This window comes from Pedobacter punctiformis (genome assembly GCF_027213715.1).
GTDB lineage: Bacteria > Bacteroidota > Bacteroidia > Sphingobacteriales > Sphingobacteriaceae > Pedobacter > Pedobacter punctiformis.
Window position 1 is genome coordinate 55,605 of sequence record NZ_JAPWGM010000006.1, and the last position, 24,268, is coordinate 79,872.

The 24,268-nt window shown below is 36.4% G+C and carries 16 protein-coding genes; 7 read left to right on the forward strand and 9 right to left on the reverse strand.

All coding sequences use genetic code 11. The features are described 5' to 3' along the window. Nucleotides 1-33 precede the first annotated feature (33 nt). Nucleotides 34-618: an RNA polymerase sigma factor gene (locus O0955_RS15865; RefSeq protein WP_269428541.1), complete on the reverse strand. Its 585-nt coding sequence runs from the start codon at nucleotides 616-618 to the stop codon at nucleotides 34-36. Nucleotides 619-879: 261 nt separating this feature from the next. Here O0955_RS15865 and uvrA point away from each other — a divergent pair, with 261 nt between their 5' ends. From uvrA to O0955_RS15880, 3 genes are all read left to right on the forward strand, one after another. Continuing rightward, nucleotides 880-3,693 (forward strand): excinuclease ABC subunit UvrA, encoded by a 2,814-nt coding sequence (gene uvrA, locus O0955_RS15870; protein WP_269428542.1) that lies wholly within the window; start codon nucleotides 880-882, stop codon nucleotides 3,691-3,693. Nucleotides 3,694-3,701: 8 nt separating this feature from the next. Beyond that, on the forward strand, nucleotides 3,702-4,352 hold the full coding sequence (locus tag O0955_RS15875) for a LysE family transporter (RefSeq protein ID WP_269428543.1): 651 nt from the start codon (nucleotides 3,702-3,704) through the stop codon (nucleotides 4,350-4,352). Nucleotides 4,353-4,472: 120 nt separating this feature from the next. Further along, nucleotides 4,473-4,802, forward strand: a complete 330-nt coding sequence (locus O0955_RS15880) for a hypothetical protein (protein ID WP_269428544.1) — start codon at nucleotides 4,473-4,475, stop codon at nucleotides 4,800-4,802. A gap of 55 nt (nucleotides 4,803-4,857) precedes the next feature. On the opposite strand, the gene rimO is transcribed toward O0955_RS15880, so the two are convergent. The 6 genes from rimO to O0955_RS15910 form a co-directional block, all read right to left on the reverse strand. Beyond that, nucleotides 4,858-6,189 (reverse strand): 30S ribosomal protein S12 methylthiotransferase RimO, encoded by a 1,332-nt coding sequence (gene rimO, locus O0955_RS15885; protein ID WP_269428545.1) that lies wholly within the window; start codon nucleotides 6,187-6,189, stop codon nucleotides 4,858-4,860. Nucleotides 6,190-6,211: 22 nt separating this feature from the next. After that, a complete protein-coding gene (gene ftsY, locus O0955_RS15890; protein ID WP_269428546.1) occupies nucleotides 6,212-7,174 on the reverse strand; it encodes a signal recognition particle-docking protein FtsY in 963 nt (320 codons plus the stop codon). Between the two features lie 83 nt (nucleotides 7,175-7,257). After that, nucleotides 7,258-7,413 carry a DUF4295 domain-containing protein gene (locus tag O0955_RS15895; protein ID WP_010599808.1) on the reverse strand — a complete coding sequence of 52 codons (156 nt, stop codon included), beginning with the start codon at nucleotides 7,411-7,413 and terminating at the stop codon, nucleotides 7,258-7,260. 86 nt (nucleotides 7,414-7,499) lie between these two features. Continuing rightward, nucleotides 7,500-7,682, reverse strand: a complete 183-nt coding sequence (gene rpmG, locus O0955_RS15900) for a 50S ribosomal protein L33 (RefSeq protein ID WP_010599807.1) — start codon at nucleotides 7,680-7,682, stop codon at nucleotides 7,500-7,502. A gap of 43 nt (nucleotides 7,683-7,725) precedes the next feature. Further along, nucleotides 7,726-7,959, reverse strand: a complete 234-nt coding sequence (gene rpmB / locus O0955_RS15905) for a 50S ribosomal protein L28 (RefSeq protein ID WP_131535406.1) — start codon at nucleotides 7,957-7,959, stop codon at nucleotides 7,726-7,728. Between the two features lie 89 nt (nucleotides 7,960-8,048). Next, nucleotides 8,049-8,549 carry a hypothetical protein gene (locus O0955_RS15910; RefSeq protein ID WP_269428547.1) on the reverse strand — a complete coding sequence of 167 codons (501 nt, stop codon included), beginning with the start codon at nucleotides 8,547-8,549 and terminating at the stop codon, nucleotides 8,049-8,051. 124 nt (nucleotides 8,550-8,673) lie between these two features. On the opposite strand from O0955_RS15910, the gene acs reads away from it, so the two are divergent. Further along, nucleotides 8,674-10,569, forward strand: a complete 1,896-nt coding sequence (gene acs, locus O0955_RS15915) for an acetate--CoA ligase (RefSeq protein ID WP_269428548.1) — start codon at nucleotides 8,674-8,676, stop codon at nucleotides 10,567-10,569. Between the two features lie 56 nt (nucleotides 10,570-10,625). Here acs and O0955_RS15920 read toward each other — a convergent pair whose 3' ends face one another. Next, nucleotides 10,626-11,993, reverse strand: coding sequence for a RagB/SusD family nutrient uptake outer membrane protein (locus O0955_RS15920; RefSeq protein WP_269428549.1), 1,368 nt, complete (start codon nucleotides 11,991-11,993; stop codon nucleotides 10,626-10,628). Between the two features lie 14 nt (nucleotides 11,994-12,007). Beyond that, a complete protein-coding gene (locus tag O0955_RS15925; RefSeq protein ID WP_269428550.1) occupies nucleotides 12,008-15,019 on the reverse strand; it encodes a SusC/RagA family TonB-linked outer membrane protein in 3,012 nt (1,003 codons plus the stop codon). 355 nt (nucleotides 15,020-15,374) lie between these two features. Between O0955_RS15925 and O0955_RS15930 the strand changes: the two genes are divergently transcribed. The 3 genes from O0955_RS15930 to O0955_RS15940 all read left to right on the forward strand — a co-directional run bounded on the left by O0955_RS15930 (nucleotide 15,375) and on the right by O0955_RS15940 (nucleotide 24,217). Next, complete coding sequence (locus O0955_RS15930) at nucleotides 15,375-19,517, forward strand: hybrid sensor histidine kinase/response regulator transcription factor (protein WP_269428551.1); 4,143 nt, start codon at nucleotides 15,375-15,377, stop codon at nucleotides 19,515-19,517. A 110-nt stretch (nucleotides 19,518-19,627) separates the two neighbouring features. Next, nucleotides 19,628-22,711, forward strand: a complete 3,084-nt coding sequence (locus O0955_RS15935; protein WP_269428552.1) for a SusC/RagA family TonB-linked outer membrane protein — start codon at nucleotides 19,628-19,630, stop codon at nucleotides 22,709-22,711. A gap of 21 nt (nucleotides 22,712-22,732) precedes the next feature. Continuing rightward, nucleotides 22,733-24,217 carry a RagB/SusD family nutrient uptake outer membrane protein gene (locus O0955_RS15940; RefSeq protein WP_269428553.1) on the forward strand — a complete coding sequence of 495 codons (1,485 nt, stop codon included), beginning with the start codon at nucleotides 22,733-22,735 and terminating at the stop codon, nucleotides 24,215-24,217. Nucleotides 24,218-24,268: the final 51 nt, after the last annotated feature.

A 24,268-nucleotide genomic window follows, 5' to 3' on the forward strand; every position in this document is an offset into this window, starting at 1 on the left:
TTACTGCACCAAATTTTTTTTGTAATATTTATGCTACCCCTTGTATGTCACTTCTTTAGTTTTTAACATTTTCCGCAAATTGCTCAATGCATAGCGCATACGGCCAAGGGCTGTATTGATGCTTACATCAGTTAAATCGGCTATTTCTTTAAAACTTAAATCTGCATAATGGCGCATTAAAAGCACTTCTTTTTGTTCATCAGGTAATAAATGAATCATTGCTTTTAAATCCTTATGTGTTTGGTCGCGAAGCATCCTGTCTTCTGCGCTTTCATCATAGAATTGTAGCATATTAAACACATCCATGCCATCAGAACTGGTGATGATTGGTGTGCGTTTTTCTTTTCTGAAATAATCGATTACTAAATTGTGGGCAATACGCATTACCCAGGGTAAAAACTTACCCTCCTCGTTATACCGTCCTGATCGCAGCGTGTTAATTACTTTTATAAAAGCGTCCTGAAAAATATCTTCGGCTAAATATTGGTCCTTTACCAACAAGTAGATAGAAGTATAAATTTTACTTTTATGTCTTTTTAAAAGCTCCTGCAATCCAAGTTCGTTCCCGGCAATATATACCTTTACCAGGTCCTGATCATTATATGATTGTAAATTCATAGGTTTACCTACACTAAATCCCGTACTATTTGCTAAAAATTAATTTGTAGATGTTTAATTTCTATAGCTTATCTCCTATGTTTTTTTGACTGTTGTTAGTTTGGTTTTGAGCGTGTTGATATTCAAAGAAAGTGTTTTTTTTATCAAAAAACAAAAAATAAAATGTTAAAAAATAAATAAACCGTCTCAGTACCTTATTTTTGTATGTTTTAAAAACCCAAAATATACTTCCCGGGTTATATTTCATATCTTAATAAATACATGAGCAAAAAAGAGGCCGAAAAAGATCCGCATAAAAATATTATTATAAAAGGTGCCCGTGTGCACAACCTTAAAAATATAGATGTTACCATTCCGAAAAATAAATTAGTGGTGGTAACGGGTATGTCTGGGTCAGGAAAATCCTCCCTGGCATTTGATACTTTATATGCCGAAGGACAACGTCGCTATGTAGAAAGTTTATCTGCTTATGCCCGTCAGTTTATGGGTAGAATGAATAAACCCGATGTTGATTACATTAAAGGTATAGCACCGGCAATTGCAATTGAACAAAAAGTAATTACTTCTAATCCGCGTTCTACCGTAGGTACATCGACGGAGATTTATGATTATCTGAAGTTACTGTTCTCCCGGATTGGTAAAACAATTTCTCCGGTTTCCGGTAAAGAGGTTAAAAAAGATTCGGTTACCACTGTGGTTGATTATGTAAGCGCAATGCCAGAAGATACAACAGTGACGATTTTTTGCCCCTTATTTCCACATAATAACCGTACAATAAAAGAAGAACTGGCTATTTTACTACAAAAGGGCTTTTTAAGGGTGCTGATTAAAAATAGAATAGAGAAAATAGAATCTGTTTTAGATGATGCAGATTTTAAGGATGCTGAATTGACGGATAGTGACACTGTTCAAATTTTGATTGACCGGATTGTGGTTAATCAGGAAGAAGAAACTTTAAGCCGTTTAGCTGATTCGGCCCAAACTGCATTTTTTGAAGGTAAAGGTGATTGTTATGTAGAAGCGGGAGGAAAAACCAAACACTTCAGTGATCGTTTTGAATTAGATGGAATCCGTTTTGAAGAACCGACACCTAATTTCTTCTCTTTTAATAATCCATACGGTGCTTGTAAACGATGTGAAGGTTACGGGAATGTAATTGGTATAGATGAAGACTTAGTGATACCCGACAAGAGCAAAAGCGTTTATGATAATGCAATAGCTCCATGGAGAGGGGAGAAAATGAGTATCTGGCTGCAAAATTTTATTAAAGCATCGGCAAAATTTGATTTTCCAATTCACCGGGCTTACAGCCAGTTAACCGAGAAGGAACAACAATTACTCTGGACTGGAAATAAATACTTTGCAGGTTTGGATGCCTTTTTTAAGGAATTAGAAGAACAAACCTATAAAATTCAGTACCGGGTAATGTTATCGCGGTATCGTGGAAAAACGGTTTGTCCGGATTGTAAAGGCTCGCGCTTGCGTAAGGATGCATCTTATGTTAAAATAGCTGAAAAATCAATTATTGATGTCGTTTTAATGCCACTGTCAAAAGCATTGGTTTTCTTTAATGAGTTAAAGCTAAATGTAAATGATGCAAAAATTGCCAAACGTTTACTGGCCGAAATTGATAACCGGTTTCTTTATTTAAATAATGTAGGTTTAGGTTATTTAACCTTAAACAGGCTATCGAACACCTTATCGGGAGGAGAATCTCAGCGGATTAATCTCGCTACGTCTTTAGGAAGCAGTTTGGTTGGTTCTATTTATGTTTTAGACGAACCCAGTATTGGTTTGCACCCACGCGATACCAATAAGCTGATAGAGGTTTTATTATCGCTTAGAAATGTGGGTAATACTGTTTTAGTGGTTGAGCATGAAGAAGAAATGATGCGTGCTGCAGATCATATTATTGATATTGGTCCTGAAGCCGGTACGCATGGTGGTAATCTTGTGTTTAGTGGCGATTATGAAGAAATTTTAAAAGATAAGAACAGTCTTACAGGTCGTTATTTATCCGGGGCGGAAAAAATAGCCATTCCTGATCAGCGCCGTAAATGGAAAGACCATGTCTTGATTAAAGGTGCCAGAGAAAATAATCTTCAAAATATTGATGTTAAATTTCCATTAGGTGTTTTTACTGCAGTAAGCGGGGTTTCCGGGTCAGGAAAAACCAGTTTGGTTAAAAAGATTTTATATCCTGCTTTGCAAAAAGCAATTGGAAATTACGCCGGAGAACAAACCGGTGCTTACGATGGCATTTTTGGGAATTATGATTTGGTCAGTGCTGTAGAAATGGTTGATCAGAATCCTATCGGCCGTTCAAGCCGTTCTAACCCGGTAACCTATGTTAAAGCATGGGATGATATCAGAGCCTTATTCTCCGCACTTCCAGCTGCTAAAGCTGCAGGCTTGAAACCGGCCGCATTTTCTTTCAATGTAGAAGGTGGCCGTTGTGATGTTTGCCAGGGTGAAGGAGAGGTTAAGATTGAAATGCAGTTTATGGCTGATATTTATTTGCCATGTGAAGCCTGCGGAGGCAAACGTTTTAAACAACAGGTTTTAGATGTTACTTACAAGGAAAAAAATGTTTCAGAAATTTTAGACATGACTATTGAAGAGGCGGTCGATTTCTTTAAAGACGAACAAAAAATTCTGAATAAATTAAATCCATTGGTTGATGTTGGTCTTGGCTATGTTCATTTAGGGCAATCTTCCAATACACTATCAGGTGGTGAGGCGCAACGTATTAAGCTGGCATCTTTCTTAATTAAAGGTAATAATGCCAATAAAACGATGTTCATTTTTGATGAGCCAACCACCGGATTGCATTTTCACGACATTAAAAAATTGCTGAAGGCGTTGAATACACTGATTGAGCAAGGAAATACCATATTGGTGATAGAGCATAATATGGATATGATTAAATGTGCAGATTGGGTCATCGATATTGGCCCTGAAGGTGGTGATGGGGGTGGTCAGCTTGTTTTTGAAGGCATTCCCGAAGACCTGGTAAAAGAGAAAAAATCTTATACCGGAAAATATTTAGCTGCTCATTTGAATATAAATCCATAATTTCGGCAATGCTTTTTCTAACGTTTTTCATTGGCATCGTTCTCAACGCCATGGGTTATATTCCTCCGGGAAACATTAACTTAACTGTAGCCAAGCTTGCTATAAACCGTGGCATGCGACAGGTATGGTACTTTATCCTGTCATTTTCTATTGTAGAAGTGTTTTTTACTTTCGGAATGATGCGCTTTGCCCGCTGGGCCATGAGTGATATTAATCCCAATGAGGCCGTTAGTGAAGTGAGGTTAAGTACATTGGTAGATTGTTTTATGATTATTATGTTTCTGGTGATGGGAACCATAACGTGGAAAAATCGTAAAAAGGCGCCAAGAACAAGTGATAAAGAAGATAAACGGAGCGGAAGTGTGCTTTATGGACTGATTTTAGGGGTGCTTAACCCAGTTCAAATTCCGTTTTGGCTATTTTTTGGCAATTATGTTATTCTTCATCAATGGATAGAAACTGATTATTTATCGCTGGTTATTTTTGCATTAGGCTCAGGCGTAGGCTCTGCTGCGGCATTATATTTATACGGGCACTTTGCAAAATACATTCAGGAAAAATTTGCACTGAGCAGTCTTTTAATAAATAAATCTATTGCTATTTTTCTTTTTGTACTGGCTGCATATTTAATTATTAAACAGGCTATAGTTGTTTTTTAAGTAAAGATTTTAGACTTTAAATTAAGCCAAAATTTGTTTTGTATTATTTTTGTTAAAAACTTATATCCTTACAAAAACAAAAACAATTCTTAATCGTTATTATAAAAATTATAGATGATTATGAAAAAGAAATTCATTTTTGGACTACTAACATTAGCTTTATTTGGTGGTTTAACTCTAAGTGTTAATGCACAGGAGAAAAAAAGCGGTGTTGAAAAAGCCGGACAAGCTATAGGCAAAACTGCGGATAAAGTAGGTAAGAAAACTGCTGAGGTCGCGGTGAAAGGCGCTTCGAAAGTAGCGGATAAAACCTATAAAGGCAAAATGGCACCAGACGGATCTGATGTTTATATTAATGGCAAGAACGAAAAGTACTACGTTAATAAAAAAGGCGCTAAAATTTGGTTAAAAGCAAGCCAGATTAGAAACAGACCAATCGAGAAAAAATAAGAATAAAAAAATCCCGGTAGCAAAACTACCGGGATTTTTTTATGTGTTTTTGTTTTTAAACAATTGTGCCATATAAATCGAAATCTTCAGCCCGGTCTATTTTAACATTTACAAAGCTCCCATTAGCCGCATAACCAGTGGTGGCATCGATTAAAACTTCATTGTCTACTTCCGGAGAGTCAAATTCGGTACGTCCAACAAAGAAACCGCCTTCTTTTTTATCTACTAAAACTTTAAAGGTTTGGCCAACTTTTTCCTGATTGATATCAAAAGAAATGCTTTGCTGTATTTCCATAATATCATCCACACGTTGTTGTTTTACTTCTTCAGATACATCATCAATTAACGTATGAGCATGTGTTTTTTCTTCATGAGAATAAGTGAAGCAGCCTAAACGATCAAACTTTGTATCTTCAACCCATTGTTTCATTTCCTCAAAATCATATTCAGTTTCGCCCGGATAACCACAAATTAAGGTCGTACGCATGGCAATATTCGGAACTTTATCCCTGATTTGATTAACCAAATCAATTGTTTTTTGTTTGGTTGTACCACGGCGCATCGATTTCAGCATATTATCTGTAATGTGCTGTAAAGGCATATCCAGATATTTGCAGATGTTATCACGCTCATTCATTGCATCTAAAATTTCCATCGGGAAACCAGAAGGGTAGGCGTATTGTAAGCGAATCCATTCAATACCCGGTACATCAGACAGGCGACGCATTAATTCATCCAATTTACGAACGCCGTAAAGATCAAGGCCGTAATAAGTAAGGTCCTGAGCAATTAAAATTAGTTCTTTTGTGCCGTTTTTAGCTAAAATTTTAGCCTCATTAACTAATTCCTCCATGGGCTTGCTTAAGTGCTTGCCACGCATTAAAGGAATCGCACAGAAAGAACATGGACGGTTGCAACCTTCTGCAATTTTAAAATAAGCAAAATGAGAAGGAGTGGTTAACAAGCGTTCCCCAATTAACTCGTGTTTGTAATTTGCACCTAATTCGTGCAATATATTTTGTAAATCGTTTGTGCCAAAAAAGGCATCTACGTTTGTAATTTCAGCTTGCAATTCGGGTTTGTAGCGTTCGGATAAACAGCCAGTCACAATCACTTTGCCTACTTTACCAGCTTCTTTAAGTTCACTGTATTGTAAAATAGTATCGATAGATTCTTGTTTGGCATTGTCAATAAAGCCGCAAGTGTTAATTACAACAATATCATCTTTACCAACTTTGTCTGCTTCGTGAACAACATTTAAGCTGTTTCCACGCAACTGTCCCATCAGCACTTCCGAGTCGTAAATGTTTTTGGAACAACCTAAGGTAATTACATTGATTTTAGGTTGTTTAACCGCGACTTTGTTTTTTACTATTTTAGTATTCATCTTTTACACTTAATCTGTCTAATTATTTAAAAAGGCTGTTTACAAATTCCTTTTTATCAAAAAGCTGAAGGTCATTAATTTTTTCACCTACGCCAATGTATTTTACCGGGATTTTAAATTGGTCAGAAATGCCAATTACAACACCGCCTTTAGCCGTTCCATCTAATTTGGTAATGGCTAAAGCATTAACATCAGTAGCTTCTGTAAATTGTTTACATTGCTCAAAAGCATTCTGACCTGTTGACGCATCAAGAACCAATAAAATTTCATGAGGTGCATTAGGCACAACCTTTTGCATTACCTGTTTAATTTTACCAAGTTCGTTCATTAAGCCAATTTTATTGTGCAAACGACCTGCAGTATCAATAATAACTACATCTTCATTATTTGCAACGGCCGATTGTAAAGTGTCGAAAGCTACAGACGCAGGATCTGATCCCATAGCCTGTGCAACAACCCTTACGCCAACACGCTCGCCCCAAAGTTTAATCTGGTCTACAGCGGCGGCTCTAAAAGTATCAGCTGCACCTAAAACAACTTTTAAATTTGCTTCTTTTAATTTGTGGGCTAACTTTCCGATGGTTGTGGTTTTACCAACACCATTTACACCAACAACCATAATTACATACGGTTTATGATCGCCATATTCAAACTGGCGAAAATCATTGCTGTTATTTTCAGAAAGTAATAATTGAATTTCATCACGTAATATAAAGTTCAATTCAGATGTTGAAAGATATTTGTCCCGGGCTACACGTTCTTCAATCCGTTTGATAATTTTTAGGGTAGTACTTACACCAACATCAGAAGTTACTAAAACTTCTTCGAGGTTATCGAGTACCTCATCATCTACAGAAGATTTTCCGGCAACAGCTTTGGTTATTTTGTTAAAGAAACCATCTTTAGTTTTTTCTAAACCTTTATCCAGTGCTTCCTGATCTTCAGGTGCAGCCTCTTTCTTTTTGAAAAAATCGAATAAGCCCATATCTAAATTTTATATAACAAAAAAAGCCCTTCCGGTTAATACGGAACGGCCTTTAATATTTTCAATATTAAAAAATATTAACCTTATTTAGATGCGATAGCATCTTTAACATGGTCGTTATGTACGATAAGTTCTTTAAATGAATAAGCACCAGTTTTTGGTGATTTAACCATTGTAATTACCTTCGAATATTCTTTACCAGTTCCGGTTTTAAGGGTTGCAACTACTTTCTTTGCCATGATATTTTAATTTTAATGATTAAATGAAATGTGTGTTAGAATGATTGAATGTTACAATTCAATCATTTAATCAAACGATCATTCAATTATTTTATCTCTTTATGTACGGTTACTTTTCTCAATACCGGATTGAATTTTTTCAACTCTAATCTTTCGGTAGTGTTTTTACGGTTTTTAGTCGAAATATATCTAGACATACCTGGCATGCCACTTTCTTTATGCTCAGTACATTCTAAAATAACCTGAACTCTGTTACCTTTTTTTGCCATTTTAATATAAATTTAAACTGTTAATCTCAACAGTTAATGTTTTTTACAAAAATCCTTTTTTTACAAAACGACTAATCGCTTCGCTAATACCCACTTTGTTAATGGTTTTTATCGCTGAAGTAGAAACTTTCAACGTAATCCAACGATCCTCTTCAGGGATATAAAATTTCTGAAGTTTTAAGTTAGGATAAAATTTGCGTTTGGTTTTAACGTTCGAGTGAGAAACATTATTACCTTTCATCGCCATTTTTCCTGTTAAATCACAAACTCTTGACATGACTTGTATATATAGTTGTTAATATCGCTACTTAATTTTTTTAAGAGTGTGCAAATATCTGAATAATTATTGTAAAAGACAATAGTTGTTTAATTATTTTTATAATTAATATTCACATCCCAGCGTCCAGGCTCTTTTAATTCAAATTCAACTATTTCTTTACCTGATTGCATCCTTAATCTCAAAGGATAATTAATGTTTTTAATGGTATAAACGTTTTGATCTGCATTTAGTTTATCAACCTTAATGTCATCATAACCACCATTTAATACATCTATTTTATCAAATAAAGGGCCTACTCTGTTTCTTTCCTGTTCTGATAATGATTTTCCGGAAATACCAGTAGCAGTTGTATTATTATTAATTATTTCTAATTTTTTTATGCCTAAGGTAACATAGACTGTGTTGCCTCCTTTTTTGATCTTTCGGATATTTACAGTTTCAATCCCACCAGTTTTGCTAAATAATGCATAGCCAGTATTTTGGGTTGTATCAATTTTTACTTGTTGAGGCTCTTTTACAAACGCAAACGTGTTGGTCACTGCTATTCCTAACAGGAATAGTATAGTGTATAAAGCGTGTTTTTTCATACTCAAATATAAAAATATTACTGATTATTTTAGTCCAAATATTCATTTTGATACAACTTTACAGCCTTATTCACTCAATATTATTTAAATTAGCGGCTACTAATCCAAAATATATAAACGAGCAATGCAAATTACATCTTTTAAGCAGTACGAAGAAGATTATAAGAAAAGTGTAGAAAACCCCGAACAATTCTGGGGTGAAGTAGCGCAAAACTTTCAATGGCGCAAACCATGGTACAAAGTGCTATCGTGGAATTTTGAAGAACCAAATATTAAATGGTTTGAAGGTGCAAAACTGAATATTACCGAAAATTGTTTAGACAGGCATTTAGCCAAGGATGGAGATAAACCGGCCATTGTTTGGGAACCAAATAATCCTGAAGAAGAAAGTGTTACACTTACTTATAAGATGCTGCATGAGCGGGTTTGCCGTTTTGCCAACGTATTAAAAAGGAACGGAGCCCAAAAAGGCGATCGCATTTGCATTTATATGCCTATGGTGCCTGAATTGGCCATTGCCGTATTGGCCTGTGCCCGTATTGGAGCTGTACATTCGGTCGTTTTTGGTGGATTTTCTGCTAAATCTATTGCAGATAGAATTAATGATGCCGAATGTAAACTGGTCATCACGGCCGATGGGGCTTACCGTGGCAATAAACAAATTCCTTTAAAAGATGTAATTGATGATGCGTTGATTGGCTGTCCGACAGTATCAAAATGTATTGTGTTAACTCACGTACGTACGCCTGTTTCGATGTTGAAAGGGCGAGATGTTTGGTGGGAAGATGAAGTAAAACACGTAAATCATATTTGTGAGGCGGAAGAAATGGATGCCGAAGATTTATTATTTATTTTATATACTTCCGGATCAACAGGAAAGCCAAAAGGCGTAGTACATACTTGTGGAGGCTATATGGTTTATGCCGGATATACCTTTGCCAATGTGTTTAATTACCAGCCGGGTGAGGTTTATTTTTGTACGGCAGATATTGGATGGATTACCGGGCATTCTTATATTGTTTATGGCCCTTTATCTCAGGGCGCTACATCTGTATTGTTTGAAGGAATTCCAACTTATCCAAGCCCATCCCGTTTTTGGGATATTGTAGAAAAACACAAAGTAAATACCTTATATACTGCGCCAACTGCAATCCGTTCTTTGATGAGCTTTGGTGATGAGCCTTTAAACGGAAAAGATTTAAGTTCTATTCGTGTTTTGGGTTCGGTAGGAGAGCCGATTAACGAAGAAGCCTGGCATTGGTTTGATGAAAAAATTGGACATGGTAAAGCGCCGATAGTTGATACCTGGTGGCAAACAGAAACCGGAGGAATTATGATTTCGCCGATTGCTACAGTAACACCAACCAAACCAAGTTATGCCACTTTACCATTACCGGGTATTCAGCCTATTTTAGTTGATGAAAACGGCAATGAAGTAGAAGGTAATGGTGTAAACGGAAATTTATGTATAAAGTTTCCATGGCCAGGCATGTTGCGCACTACCTACGGAGATCACGAGCGTTGTAAACAAACTTATTTCTCTGCTTATCCAAATCTTTATTTTACTGGAGATGGTTGCCTTCGTGATGAAGATGGTTATTACAGAATTACCGGTAGGGTGGATGATGTTTTAAATGTATCCGGACATAGAATTGGTACTGCCGAAGTTGAAAATGCAATAAATATGCATGCCGGAGTAGTAGAAAGTGCTGTTGTAGGTTATCCGCATGATGTAAAAGGGCAGGGGATTTATGCTTTTGTAATTTATCCGGAAATGCATGGAGAAGCCGATTTATCTAAAAAAGATATATTGCAAACTGTTACCCGCGTAATCGGGGCAATTGCAAAACCAGATAAAATATTATTTGTTTCTGGTTTACCTAAAACGCGTTCAGGTAAGATTATGCGCCGTATTTTACGTAAAATAGCAGAAGGCGATATTTCTAACCTGGGCGACACTTCAACTTTATTAGACCCTGCAGTTGTAGAAGAAATTATAGAAGCTTCTAAGAAATTGTAATTTATTCCAAAAAAAGCCCGGTACCAATTGGTACCGGGCTTTTTTTTGGACAATTCTTAGTATCCAGGATTTTGAACTAATGCTTTGTTAGCAGTCATTTCTCTATCCGGAATTGGGAATACCAATTTTGGATCGTTATAAGCAAAAGCGCCTATTGATCTTTTTGTTCTTTTGTAATCATGAAGTCTGAAACCTTCATAATCCAATTCCTTTTCACGTTCATTTAAAATGATTGCTAATGTTGGAACAACATTTCCTAATCCGGCTCTGGTTCTTAGCGTATTAATATCACTTGCCGGTGTAGCACCAATTGCCGTACTTAATCTAAAGTTACATTCCGCACGGATTAAATATTGTTCAGTAATTCTGCAAACCGGAATGTTATCGTAAAAGCTGTACCATTTTTTAGTAAACAAACCAGTTCTGGCTCCCGTACCGTTATAAATCATTTCGGTTTGTCTTTTATCTCCTGCTTCAAAAGAGTTGTAAAATGTTGGATTAACCAATGCATCCGCTCTTCCTACATCGCCGCCTGTATCGTTTTGGTAACTGGCATAAAAAGTAGCTAATCCATCATTGGATGTTCCTGCATTACTTTGTTCGTTTTGAGCAATTTCAAAAATACCTTCGCTCGATTTTTTTGTTCTAAAAGGAGCTTCAAGCGAATTTGTAATTAACTGATAAGGACTATTGGTAATAATATCATTGGCCATATCTCTGGCTAAGCTATACTTACCTTCCTGTAAATAAACCCGGGCTAAAAATGCTTTTGCGGCATACTGATCATTAACAGATGCTAATTTTGTAATTGCAGATTTTAAATCATTTTCCACTGCCGTGTACACTTCGGCAACCGTATTTCTGGCAACCGTATTATTTACATCACCTATACCTTTTACCGCTTTAGTGATAATAGGAACCCCTAAATTGGTGTTAGCACCTGCTGCATCATAAGGTAAAGCGTATAATCTTACCAATTCGAAATGCATAATTCCCCTGATAAATAAAGCTTTACCTTCGATCACATTTTTAGTATCGGCATCGCTCACTACGTTTAATGCTGAAAGCACAATATTTGCCGTATTAATAGCGCTATAGGCTGTTATCCAGGTTCTGGTTACATCGGCATTATTTGATATAATCGCTTTGCTTGAAATGTTACGGTAGGTACTAAAACTTCCCCTCCAGTTCAGGTAATCATCACTGGCATAAATATCTGGTATAAAAACAAGATTTGTACCATATAAATCGCCTGTAGCCAGGAAAGTATATGCACCAATTAATGCGTTTTGCACATCTGCTGTAGTATTTAATGCAGCATTGGCATCTATATTTTGTTTGGGATCTATTTCTAATTGTTTTTTACAGCTGGATACACTTAAAACGAGTAAAAACGCAGCTAATATATTTTTATAATTTTTCATATTTTAAGTATTTTTTATAAGCCAATGTTTACACCAAAAGTGATTGTTCTTGCCTGCGGAGGAGTATAAAAGTCATGACCTAATTGAATGTTTGCAGATTGGGTTGTTGAGCCTCCAGGAGTATTAACTTCCGGATCGTAACCTTTATAACCGGTTATGGTGAAAAGATTAAGCGCTGAAACATATAATCTTAAATTTTGCAATTTATACTTGTTGGCAAATGATTTAGGAATACTATATCCAAATACTACACTTTTTACCCTGAAATAAGATCCATCCTGAATGTACCTGGATGATGGACTTGTACCATTTCCTTCGTTAAATCTAGGTTGTGGAACATTGGTATTGGTATTGGTCGGTGTCCAGTAATTTAACTGATCGATGGTTTGATTATCAAAATAATCACCGTTGGCAGATTGGAAACCGCCTGCCATATTGTAAATGTCGTTACCGGAAACAAATTGAGTTTGAATGTCTAAATCAAAATTTTTGTAGGAGAAATGATTTCCAAATCCTCCAAAGAATTTAGGATTAGGATCGCCTAGTTTTTGATTTTGAGCAGCATTATAATTATTTGTTGTTGTTGATCTTGAAGCATCAACATAATAAAGTGCATCACCGTTAGCAGGATCTACACCAGCATAGGCTTTTCCATAAAAGTAACCAAGAGGTTCTCCAACGGCAACTCTACCCAGTAATCTACCACCCGGATAAATTGGCTGATCGTTAACCAAACGCAAAACTTTATTTCTGTTTAACGATATGTTGAAAGAGGTAGACCATTTAAATTCTCCAATTAAGTTTCTGGTGTTTAAAGAGAACTCAAATCCTTTGTTTTGCATATCGCCAATGTTTTGTACGATAGACGAAAAACCATTTGTTGCTGCAATCGGAGCATTTAATAATAAATCTGTTGTTTTCTTTTTATAATATTCAACGGTTCCGGAAACGCGGTCAGAGAATAAGCCAAAATCTAAACCGATGTTGTAATTCTGTGTATTTTCCCAGGTTAAATTCGGGTCTCCCAGCTGACTTGGGCGTGTACCGCCAACACCAGCGTAGTTAACACCTCTGTATAAATTTCTGGAAGCAAAATCACCAATTTCTGCATTACCCGTTAAGCCAAAACTACCTCTGATCTTTAATAAACTTAACCAGCTGCTTGATTTTAAAAACTCTTCCTGGTTAAGAATCCAGCCTGCAGAAACTGCAGGGAAAGTTCCATACCGGTTGTTAACACCAAACCTGGATGAACCATCTGTTCTTACTGAAGCGCTTAATAAATACTTTTCCGCATATTTATAGTTTACCCTGGCTAAATAAGAAACAAAAGTATGTCTGGTTTCTGATGAAGTACCGGCAGAAATAATCGCAGCACTTGCAATCTTGGTAAAATTATCCGATGGTAATGTCGTTCCTTCAACTGATGAGAATCTAAATTTTGTATCCTGAAATGCAAAACCCGCCATTACATTTAAATTGTGTTTTTCGTTAAATGTTTTGGTGTAATTTAACGTATTGTTAGTGTTAAAGTTTATTGATTTTGCCATATAATCAGAAGCATAACCTCCGGTACTGCCGCCATCCTGAGTTTTTGAGCCTAAAAACTGCTCTTCTTCTAAATTATTAAAATCAAAGCCATACTCACTTCTAAATACTAAATCCGGTGTAATTTTTAGACTGGCATACGCATTTGCAAAAGTTCTGTATGTAGTTGACAAATTTTTCCCGTTTTCTATATCAATTAAACTATTGTAATACACGGTCGAGTTGTTTAATTCTCCTGATGCATCATATATAGGTTGAATAGGCGGCAATGCATTTAACTGCAAAGGATTGGAGAATGCATTATCGGTTGGTAAACGGTAATTATCAACTTTTGATATACTAACAGATCCGCCAACATCCAAAATTTTTGAAACCGTGTGGTCTAAACTCAAGCGACCGCCGGTACGCACATACCTGTTACCCACAATAATCCCGTTATTATTATTATAACTTCCCGAAAGCATAAATCTGGTTTTTGCATCACCACCATTAATATTCAGGTTATATTGTTGTGTGTGCCCTCTTCTCAACGCAGCATCAACCCAATTGGTGTTGTTATTTGAATTCCAATCGTCTGTGCCTGTATAATCCTGCCACATTTCTGCAGCATTACTATAGTCACCATCATCATAGTTGTTATATTTAAATGCTGCATCTAATAATTGACGATATTGATCCGCATTTAAAAATTCCCCTTTTCTGGTTGGGTCACTAAAGCCCGCATAATATCCGAAATCGATATTCGTTCTGCCTTGTTTACCTTTTTTAGTGGTGATCAATACCACCCCGTTGGAACCGCGTGCCCCATAAATAGCCGCAGAAGCCGCATCCTTTAAAACCTCCATTGATTCTATATCATCCGGACTAATCGCTGCCAATGGGTTATCCGCTTCTGTATAAGTACCCAATGCTTCACTTACAATAGGCACCCCATCAATTACAAACAAAGGTTGGTTGCTTGCCGAGATGGAAGAAATACCCCTAACACGAATTTGTAAGGCCTGGCCCAATTTACCGCTACTCGAATTTATAAAAACACCCGGGGCTTTGCCCTGTAATGCACTCTCTACAGTAGGGAGAGGTCTATCTTTTAAATCAGCAGAAGTAACCTTAGCAATTGACCCGGTTAAATCTTTTCTGTTTTGAGTACCATAACCCACCACCACGATATCGTTTAAGGTGGCAGCATTATCTTCCAGTGTAATGTTAAATGTGGTTCCGTTAATGGCCACCTCTTTACTTTTATAGCCAATAAAGCTAAAAACCAGTATTTTAGCATTATTTGGAACACTTAATGTAAATGTACCTGCTGCATTTGTTTGAGTTCCGTTACCCGGAGCATCTTTAACAAAAACGCTTACACCCGGAAGCGGAAGCGCATCACCTGAGGTAACCTTTCCGCTGATAACCTTGTCTTGCGAGAAAGCCTGCGATATCGCAAAGCAATACAATATGAAACATAAGAGTAGTTTTTTCATCAAATTTTTAATTTTAGTTAATAATAGTTTGTTAGCAAATGATGACACAATGTAACAAAAAATAAAGACATAAGTGATATTAATGTGACATAAATAGCCTTTTTTATACTTGCTTAAATATCAATTAATTATTGGCTGTTGTATTTATAAACACCTTGCTAATTTAAAATGCCCCAGTACATACAGTTTAAAAACCCTGGAAAATAGAACTGGTTACCGGTCTAAATAAAATCAGGAGAAACGAGCAGTACAGGTGTGTTTACGTTTTTCGGTAATTGCCAATATTTTTACTTAAATTTAAACATCCTCGAAAAACGCTAAGCCAAATAACTTAATTTTCAATACTAACCTCAAAATGAGAAAAGCGTTTGTTTTTTTATCATTATTGATAAGTTTATCATTTCTTAAAAATGTTAATGCACAGGAGGTAAAACCTGGTGTGTCTTTTTATTCCAGGCAACTGGATAATCGAAATGGTTTATCCAACAGTTCTGTAAATGCAATTCTTCAGGATAAAGACCAGCTTGTATGGGTAGGCACCTGGGATGGCTTAAACCGCTATGATGGTGTTCATTTTAACGTATACAACCACAATATTGATAAAGCCGAAAACAGCATCGGAAGTAATGTAATTCAATCCATTAAAGAGGATAATCAAAATAATATCTGGATTAATACAATCGGAGGAATCTCCAGATACAATAAAAGCTTGGGTACCTTTAAACGCTATTTTTACAAAAATACCTCAACTCAAAAAATTAGAGAAAATGAATATGAACTCGTCGTTAGTGGCGGCGGAGAGGTATTTTGTTATGCCGCCGATGGTATTTTAAGTAAGTATAATACTAAAACAGATCAATTTGATCATTATCAAAAACTGATAGGCAAAGCGGGCATTGTAAAAATGTGTTTTGCTGAAAATAATCTTGTTTATCTAAATAAGAACGGAGATTTAATTATTGCCAAAACTGGTGCAGATAAATTGGAAAAGGTTAAAACCTTTTCGGTTCCAAAAAAAATAAATAATTTTTTTACAGCCAATCATCAAATCTTCTATTCCGATAATGACGACAAACATTCGGTTATTGGTACAGATTTGATACCTAAACCCATTAATCTCAGTACTAAAAAAATAAAAGCAATTGCCTTTTATAAATCCAATTATGTTATTGCCTGGGAGAATCAGGGGGTAAACGTTTACAATAGTAAATTTGAAGCCACAGGGTTTTTAGAAAATGAAATAAAAGCAATCGAAAATTTAAAGGTAACTACTTTAAGCGTTGGGCAGGATAATGTGCTATGGCTGGGCACCGATGGAAATGGATTGATACAAATTTATCCAAAAGAAAATTACTTTGGTTTACTGACTAAAATTAATGGTACAAGCATAAATAAACCAATAAGGGCATTTGCAGAAGATGGCCCCAATTTATGGGTTGGAACAAAAGGAAGCGGTGTGCTTGTTTTCAATAATTTTTGGGGAACGGGTCACGTGGTTTCCAGGCCTCAAAAAATAGACCTCACAAACGGACTTGAAAATAACTCTGTTTTTGCCATTAAAAAAGGAGTAGATCAACTCATCTATATAGGTACAGATGGAAAAGGTTTATCCGTATACGATCAGCAAAGCCATAAAATAATTAGCTGGAAAAATATTAAGGGCAGTGATCAGGTTCCTGATTTCAGATCGGTTTATGCCATTATTCAGGATAAAGACAGTTCGGTTTGGCTGGGCACAAGTGGTTATGGTTTGCTGCATTTAAAACTCATCCGCAATACCGACCAAACCATTTCTGTTAAAAATTTGAAGCAGTATTATTCATCATCCAGCGAGAAAAATGGTCCGGCAAACGATATTATTTATGCCCTGGTTCAGGGTAAAGATGATCGTTTATGGATTGCCTGCCGGTATGGTGGTTTAAGTGTGTTTAATAAGAAAACCAGTCAGTTTAAAACGTATAAGGCTTTTGGTTACGAAGGAAGTTTATCGCATAGTGATGTCTTGTCTTTATTTTATGATAGCAAAAACACACTTTGGATAGGTACAAGTTATGGCTTAAATTACCTCTCGTATGCCGAATCTCTTAAAGATAAGCCCAGGTTTAGCAAAATAACAATGGAAAAAGGCCTGCCCAACAACACCATTCATGCCATACAGGAAGATGGAGACGGAAATATATGGTTAAGTACCAATAAAGGATTGGCCAAAATAAATCCACTAAATAACAGCATAGCCAATTACCAGGAGAGTGATGGTTTACAAAGTAATGAATTTAGCGATGGTGCTGTTTTAAAAACATCAAATAATAACCTGCTTTTTGGTGGTATTTATGGCTTTAATTATTTTTTGCCTAAATACATCACCGAGAATAATAAACAACCCAACCTCTTAATTTCTGATTTGCAATTTGGGGGCAAGCAGTTTCATAATAATCAATATTTAATTATTAAAGCCAAACAACAACCTGTACAGGCTTTTGATTTGGAAAGAAAAAGTAATTTTTTTCAATTCTCTTTTAATGCACTGAATTATTTTAGCGCTTCAAAAAACGAATTTGCCTACAAGTTAAAGGGGCTTGATCAAAATTGGCGCTATACGGGCACTGATGGTAAAATAGCTTATTACAATATTCCACCGGGCAATTATGAATTATTGGTGCGCTGGAGCAATGGAGAAGGAATATGGACCAGGGATGTAGTTGCTTTAAAACTTAATGTTAAACAATATTTTTGGTTAACTTATCCTGCCTATGCCGTTTATTTTATCCTTTTAATGATCGGCGGTTATGCTTTTCATTTATACCGGAAAAATAAAATAGAGATGAAATTTAAGCTGGAACGTGAATATTTGTTCAGGCAAAAAGACGAAGAATCGCACCGGCAAAAAATAAATTTCTTTACCAATATCGCTCATGAAATACAAACCCCGTTAACTTTGATTTTGGGTTCTGTTGAGCACTTTATGCAAAAGAGAAATATGGCAGATAAGCCGGTTGATAAGAATTATTTTCTTTCACTGGTACATCAGCATACGGCTCGTTTAACTTATTTGGTGCAGCAGCTGCTGGAGTTTAGAAAAGCCGAAGCCGGTTATTTGAAGAGAAATGATGATTATTTCGACATTACCAAGTTATTGAACGGCTTAACACAATTGTTTATTCCGGCGGCTGAGAAAAATGCACAAAAATTTACCCGGAATATACAGCCAGGTATAGCGGGTTTTATTGATAAAGATAAGTTTGAGAAAGTACTTTTCAACCTGTTGTCAAATGCTTTTAAACACTCGGGAGAAAAGCAGGAAATTGTTTTTACTGTAAATTATGAACAACAAAATCAACAGTTGGAAATTACCGTAGCCAATTCAGGATGTAAACTGAAAGATGAAGATTTAAAGGATATTTTTAAAGAGTTTCATGTTGGTGGTGATCACCAGTTTGAAAAATTTCGTACAGGTATCGGGCTTGCCTTTACCAAAGAATTAATCTCCATTATGGATGGAAGTATAGAGGTTTCACTTCAAAATGACTGGATAAGTTTCAATTTCAAGCTTAAAATTAAGCAGATGGTTGAAGGTAAACATGATGAGGTTATTGCTTCGGCACCTTCTTATTTATTCGAATCTATTTTAAAACCTTATGAGGATGGAGTAACCGGGAGTATAGAAGAAAATAATAAGATTGCTTTAATTGACGATTTGAAGGGGGGATCAGCATGCAGTATTTTAATTGTAGAGGATGATGTCGCATTGCGTTTTCTGATTAAGAATATTTTGAAAGATCAATACAATGTTTATGAAGCCGAAAACGGTCTTTCAGCTTTGGAATTCCTTAAAAATAATACTCCGGATATTATCATCAGTGATGTAATGATGCCGGATATGAACGGACTGGAGCTTTGTAAATATATTAAAACCGCTCCAGCCACTTGCCATATCCCTTTTATTATGCTTTCTGCCAGGGGTACCGAAGAAAATAAAACTGAAGGTTACGAAACAGGAGCTGACGCTTATATTTCAAAACCTTTTCATATTAATTATTTACAAATGCGGGTTAGGAAACTTTTAGATTACCGCAACCGGATGAACCATTTAATTAAGGATAGAAACATTAATAATCAATTTATCGATGTTGATTTAGAACAAGGCGATAAAGAGTTTTTAAATGCGCTGGTTAAAGCGGTTGAAGATAACCTGGCTGAACCGGATTTGGATGCTTCGAAATTGGAAGATGCACTGTGCATTAGTAAAATGCAATTGTACAGAAAGCTGAAAACTTTAGCCGGAATGACACCATCCGAATTTATTAAAAGAATTCGTTTAAAACATGCTGCGGTTTTACTTCAAAATTCAAAACTTAATGTGTCTGAGATCTTTTACTTAACCGGCTTTAACAACAAATCTTATTTTTTCAGAGAGTTTAAAAAGATATACCATCTGGCCCCTAACGATTACCGGCAAAAACAATACGAAGGATCGGCGACTAACGAAATTACGGAGTAAAATGGCCTTAAATAAGCTGTTTTGCAACAATAGTGAACTAAAATGTAAATATAGTGCACCTTTCCGGGGATACTGTTGGTCTATATTTGTGTTAATCAAATATAAATCAAATGAAAAAAAACAGACGTATTTATGTATCGTTGGTTTTCTTTCTGTTAGCCATGTCCGGTTTTGTGGGTTATGCACAAACCAGGGTAAGCGGTAAAGTAACAGATGAGAATAACCTGCCTTTACCAGGGGTTGTGGTTGTGCAATCCAACACTTCAAATAAAACTTCGACAGACAGTAATGGTGCTTACCAAATTACATTACCTGCCGGAACAGCACAATCTTTAACCTTTAATTATATCGGTTACAATTCGGTAACCCTCTCCGCTAGCGGAAGCAGTTTAAATGTATCATTAAAACCCTCGTCACAATCTTTAAATGATGTAGTAGTTGTGGGGTATACCAGTCAGAAAAAGGCTTCTCTTACGGGTGCTGTTTCTACGGTAGATATGAGCGATTTACAAAAAACCAGAATTGTTGACGTTGGCCAGGCTTTACAGGGGCAAGTTGCGGGTGTTTTTGTTGCGGCAAATACCGGAGCGCCGGGTGATGGTATCAAACTTAGAATCAGGGGCGAAGGAACATTAGGCAATAACGATGTTTTATACGTTGTTGATGGTGTGCCTACCCAAGATATTTCTTTTCTAAACCAGAGTGATGTAAAATCAATGACGGTTTTAAAAGATGCTGCGGCCGGAGCAATTTACGGCTCACGTGCGGCCAATGGAGTCGTGATTATCACAACGGTAAACGGTAAAAAGGGTAAGGCAAATATCAATGTCGAATATTTTGCAGGTTTCCATCAGGCAACCAATTTACCTGAAATGCTAAATGCGGATCAGTACTTAACTATTAAAGACCGGGCATGGCACAATTCTGTAAATGGAGTTGGCGTACAAAATACAGGTATTAGCCCCTATCAGGCAGCAAGAAGCAGAACAGATTTGGCAAATACAAATTGGCTGGATGAATTATTTGAAACCGGCAAATCCAAAAATCTTCAGGCATCAGTAAATGGAGGATCTGATGATGTTCAATACCTGATCTCTACCGGCTATTATAAACAGGATGGTATTGTGGTTGAAGATCATGATGGTTACGAGCGTTTCAATTTCAGAACAAATGTTAATGCCAATGTTACTGATCGTTTTAAAGTAGGTACAAATTTGCAGCTTAGTTTTGCAAAGCAGGATAAATTATCATCAAGCGGAGATGTTCCCGGAGTAATTCGTCATGCCTTATTGCGCCCGCCAGTTTTGGGGGTTTATAAAAATATAACCGATCCTACCTATAACGCAGCAAATCCATATACCGATCTGCCTTTTTATACCGGAAATAATAATGGCTGGGATAAAAACTTCGAATTTAGCAGTAACCCAATCGCTATAGTTCACTTTACCAATGATAAACGAAAAACATTTAAAACCTTTGGAAATCTATATGCTGAATACGCTTTTTTAAGTGATAAATCTTTAACATTCAGATCAAGTGTTGGGGTAGATATCAGTTTTTCACACAATAAAAACTTTGCTCAAAACTTCGGAGATGATAATGACAATAATCCCGATGAGCTTTATCCGGGTAAAGGAAGAAATAACAAGCCTAATAATTTAGATGAAAACAGAGGTGAGATCATGAATTTCACTTTTACCAATACTTTAAATTATGCAAAAATCTTTAACCAAAAGCATAATGTTAACTTCCTGTTGGGTACAGAAAACATTTCAAGTAAATCATCCGCCATTGGGGGCAGCCGACAAAATTTCGATAAAAGTACCTCCGGTTTTCAATACCTGGATTATGGAAGTTTAACTAATATTTACAATTCGGGTTCGGCCGGTAGTTTTAACCTGGTTTCGTTTTTCGGAAGTGGCACCTACAATTTTGATAATAAGTATTTTGCTACGGCAACGTTAAGGGCAGATGGTTCTTCCCGCTTTGGCCCGAACAATAAATGGGGTTATTTTCCTTCTGCATCTGCAGGATGGATGATTTCCAACGAAAGTTTTATGAAAGATGTTCAATGGGTTTCCGAATTAAAACTAAGGGGCAGCTGGGGACAGGCCGGTAATCAGGAAATTCCTAATAATACTTACCAAACATTGGTTTCAGAGTCTGGTGGTATTGTTAATGTGGTTAGGTATGGTAACCCGGATATTAAATGGGAAACCACTACGCAAACAAACTTTGGTTTAGACGTTGGGGTGTTAAAAAACCGACTTTCCTTTTCTGCCGATTACTTTGTGAAAAAAACGAATGATATTTTGTTAACCGTAGGTTTACCGGCAGTAGCTGTTGGGGTAATCGATCGCACTTATGTAAATGCAGGCGAGGTTACAAACAAAGGTTTTGAATTCGGTTTAAATTTTCAAAATAAAGAGCACCAGTTTAAATACAACATTAATGCAAACATTGCTATACTAACCAACCGGGTTGATAAACTTCAGGAATTTGTTAAAAATATTACTGATGATAATACACACACCAAAACAGAAGTAGGTCAGCCAATCAATTCGTATTTTGGATTGGTTTTCGATGGCATCTATCAAACAGCAGGAGAAGTAAGCAGTCATTTATTCTCCAATCCAAACGGCACATTACCGGGTGATATTAAGTTTAAAGACCTGAATGGTGACGGGCAGATTAACGCAGACGACAGAACCTTTATCGGAAATCCGGTGCCTAAATTAACCTATGGTTTTGCCTTTTCATCATCATTTAAACAATTCGATTTTTCATTCTTACTTCAGGGTGTTCAGGGGGTTGACCGCTATAATGATTTAAAGCAGATTATCAATTTCGACAGCCGTCCGTTTAATTCAATGGTTTCTGTTTTAGACAGCTGGAATGGACCGGGCACAAGCAATACGCTACCAAGATTAACCTTTAATAACAATGGAGGAGGAAATGTTTCCAGCGTTTTCGTAGAAGATGCATCATACCTGAGGTTAAAAAACATTGAAGTTGGTTATACTTTCAATGTAAAAAAGATTGGGGTTAAAAATGTTCGTTTGTATGCTTCGGGCCAAAATTTATTAACGATAACCGATTATACTGGTTTAGATCCCGAATCTACTTCGTTAATCGATAAAGGAACCTATCCGCAATCGAAGGCTTTTATCATCGGTTTAAAAATTAATTTGTAAACCTTCCTTGAAAAAAATATTATGAAAAAATTATCTTTTATATGCCTAATGTTTGCTCTGGCAGCATTGGCTGGTTGTAAAAAACAACTCACTACAGAGGCGGTTGGTTTAACAACTTTAGAACAGGTTAACTCTACTCCAACGTTAGGTACGCTTGAAAACTCCGTAAATTCTTCTTATCAGTTATTATCAAACCGGTTAAACATTTTGGCTCAGTGGGATTGGGCCGGTGGTTTGGTTTTTCAAAATGATTTGGTTATGCAAGACATTGCATCGGATGATATGGAGAAAAAATGGAACCCTGACGGAGACCAGCCCTGGATGGATGATATTAATAATTTCACCTTTACATCCACTAATGGCGGTCCTAACGGGCTTTGGAAATATGATTATGAAGGAATCAAAAGATTAAACATTGCCATTGAGCTGTTAACCAAACCAGATATTGAAGCCATTACAGGCATAACAGCGGCTAGAAAAAATCAATTGCTAGGCGAAGCTTACTTTTTAAGGTCATACTATTATTTCTCTTTAGTGACAAACTTCGGCGATGTGCCATTAATCCTTAAACCTGTAAGTACATATCAGGAAGCTTTTGAAGTGGCCGTAAAAGCAGATAAATCAATTGTTTGGGATAAAATTAAGTCGGATTTAGTTTTGGCTAAAGGTTTATTGCCGAATGCTAAATACAGTTCAACTACGGAGAAATGGAGAGCGAATAAAGGTTCGGCTATTGCGTTACTGGCTAAAGCAGCACTATATACTGAAAAATGGGCGGATGTAATTACAAACGTTAATGAACTGCAGGCACTTGGTTTTTACAATCTGAATGCCAATTACTTTGACAGTTTCGATCAGACTAAAGAGTTTGCCGAAAATGAAGTGATCTTTTGTTATGATCATCAAAGTAATCAGAACCCGCTAAAAGGAAATGGTATTTGTGCACCTCTGGGGTGGGGATTTTTTGCGCCGAGCACAGATTTTCTTAACGCTTTTGAAGCCAATGATCCACGAAAACTTTATACTGTAGATGTACCCAACCAAAATGTAAATAAATTATTGGGTAGTTTAAACGGATCAAATAAAGGAAATGATGACGCGGCAAACAATAAAATTTACATCAGATATGCCGATGTTTTACTTTGGAAAGCAGAAGCGCTTAACGAATCAGGCCAGTTTCCTGAAGCTATTGCCATCATCAATCAAATTAGAGCAAGGGCCAGAAAAAGTGTTAGCGCAACCGGGACAGTTCCTTCGGCTGGTACTTTGCCAGACAGAGCCGCATCAACCGATAAAGCCACTATTAAGGCTTGGTTAATCTCGGAGAGAAGAGTAGAACTCGGTTTCGAATCCCAAAGAATGCAGGATCTTAAAAGGTGGAAACTTGCAAAATCTGTTATGACCTCAAAAGGTAAAAACTTTCAGGATAAGCATTATTTGTACCCAATCCCTCAGGGAGAAGTTGATGCTTCTGCAGGTACTTTAAAACAAAATCCAGGATACTAATTGTTAAGTAGTTGTTATTTACACCTCAACCGGTGTAAATAACAACTACTT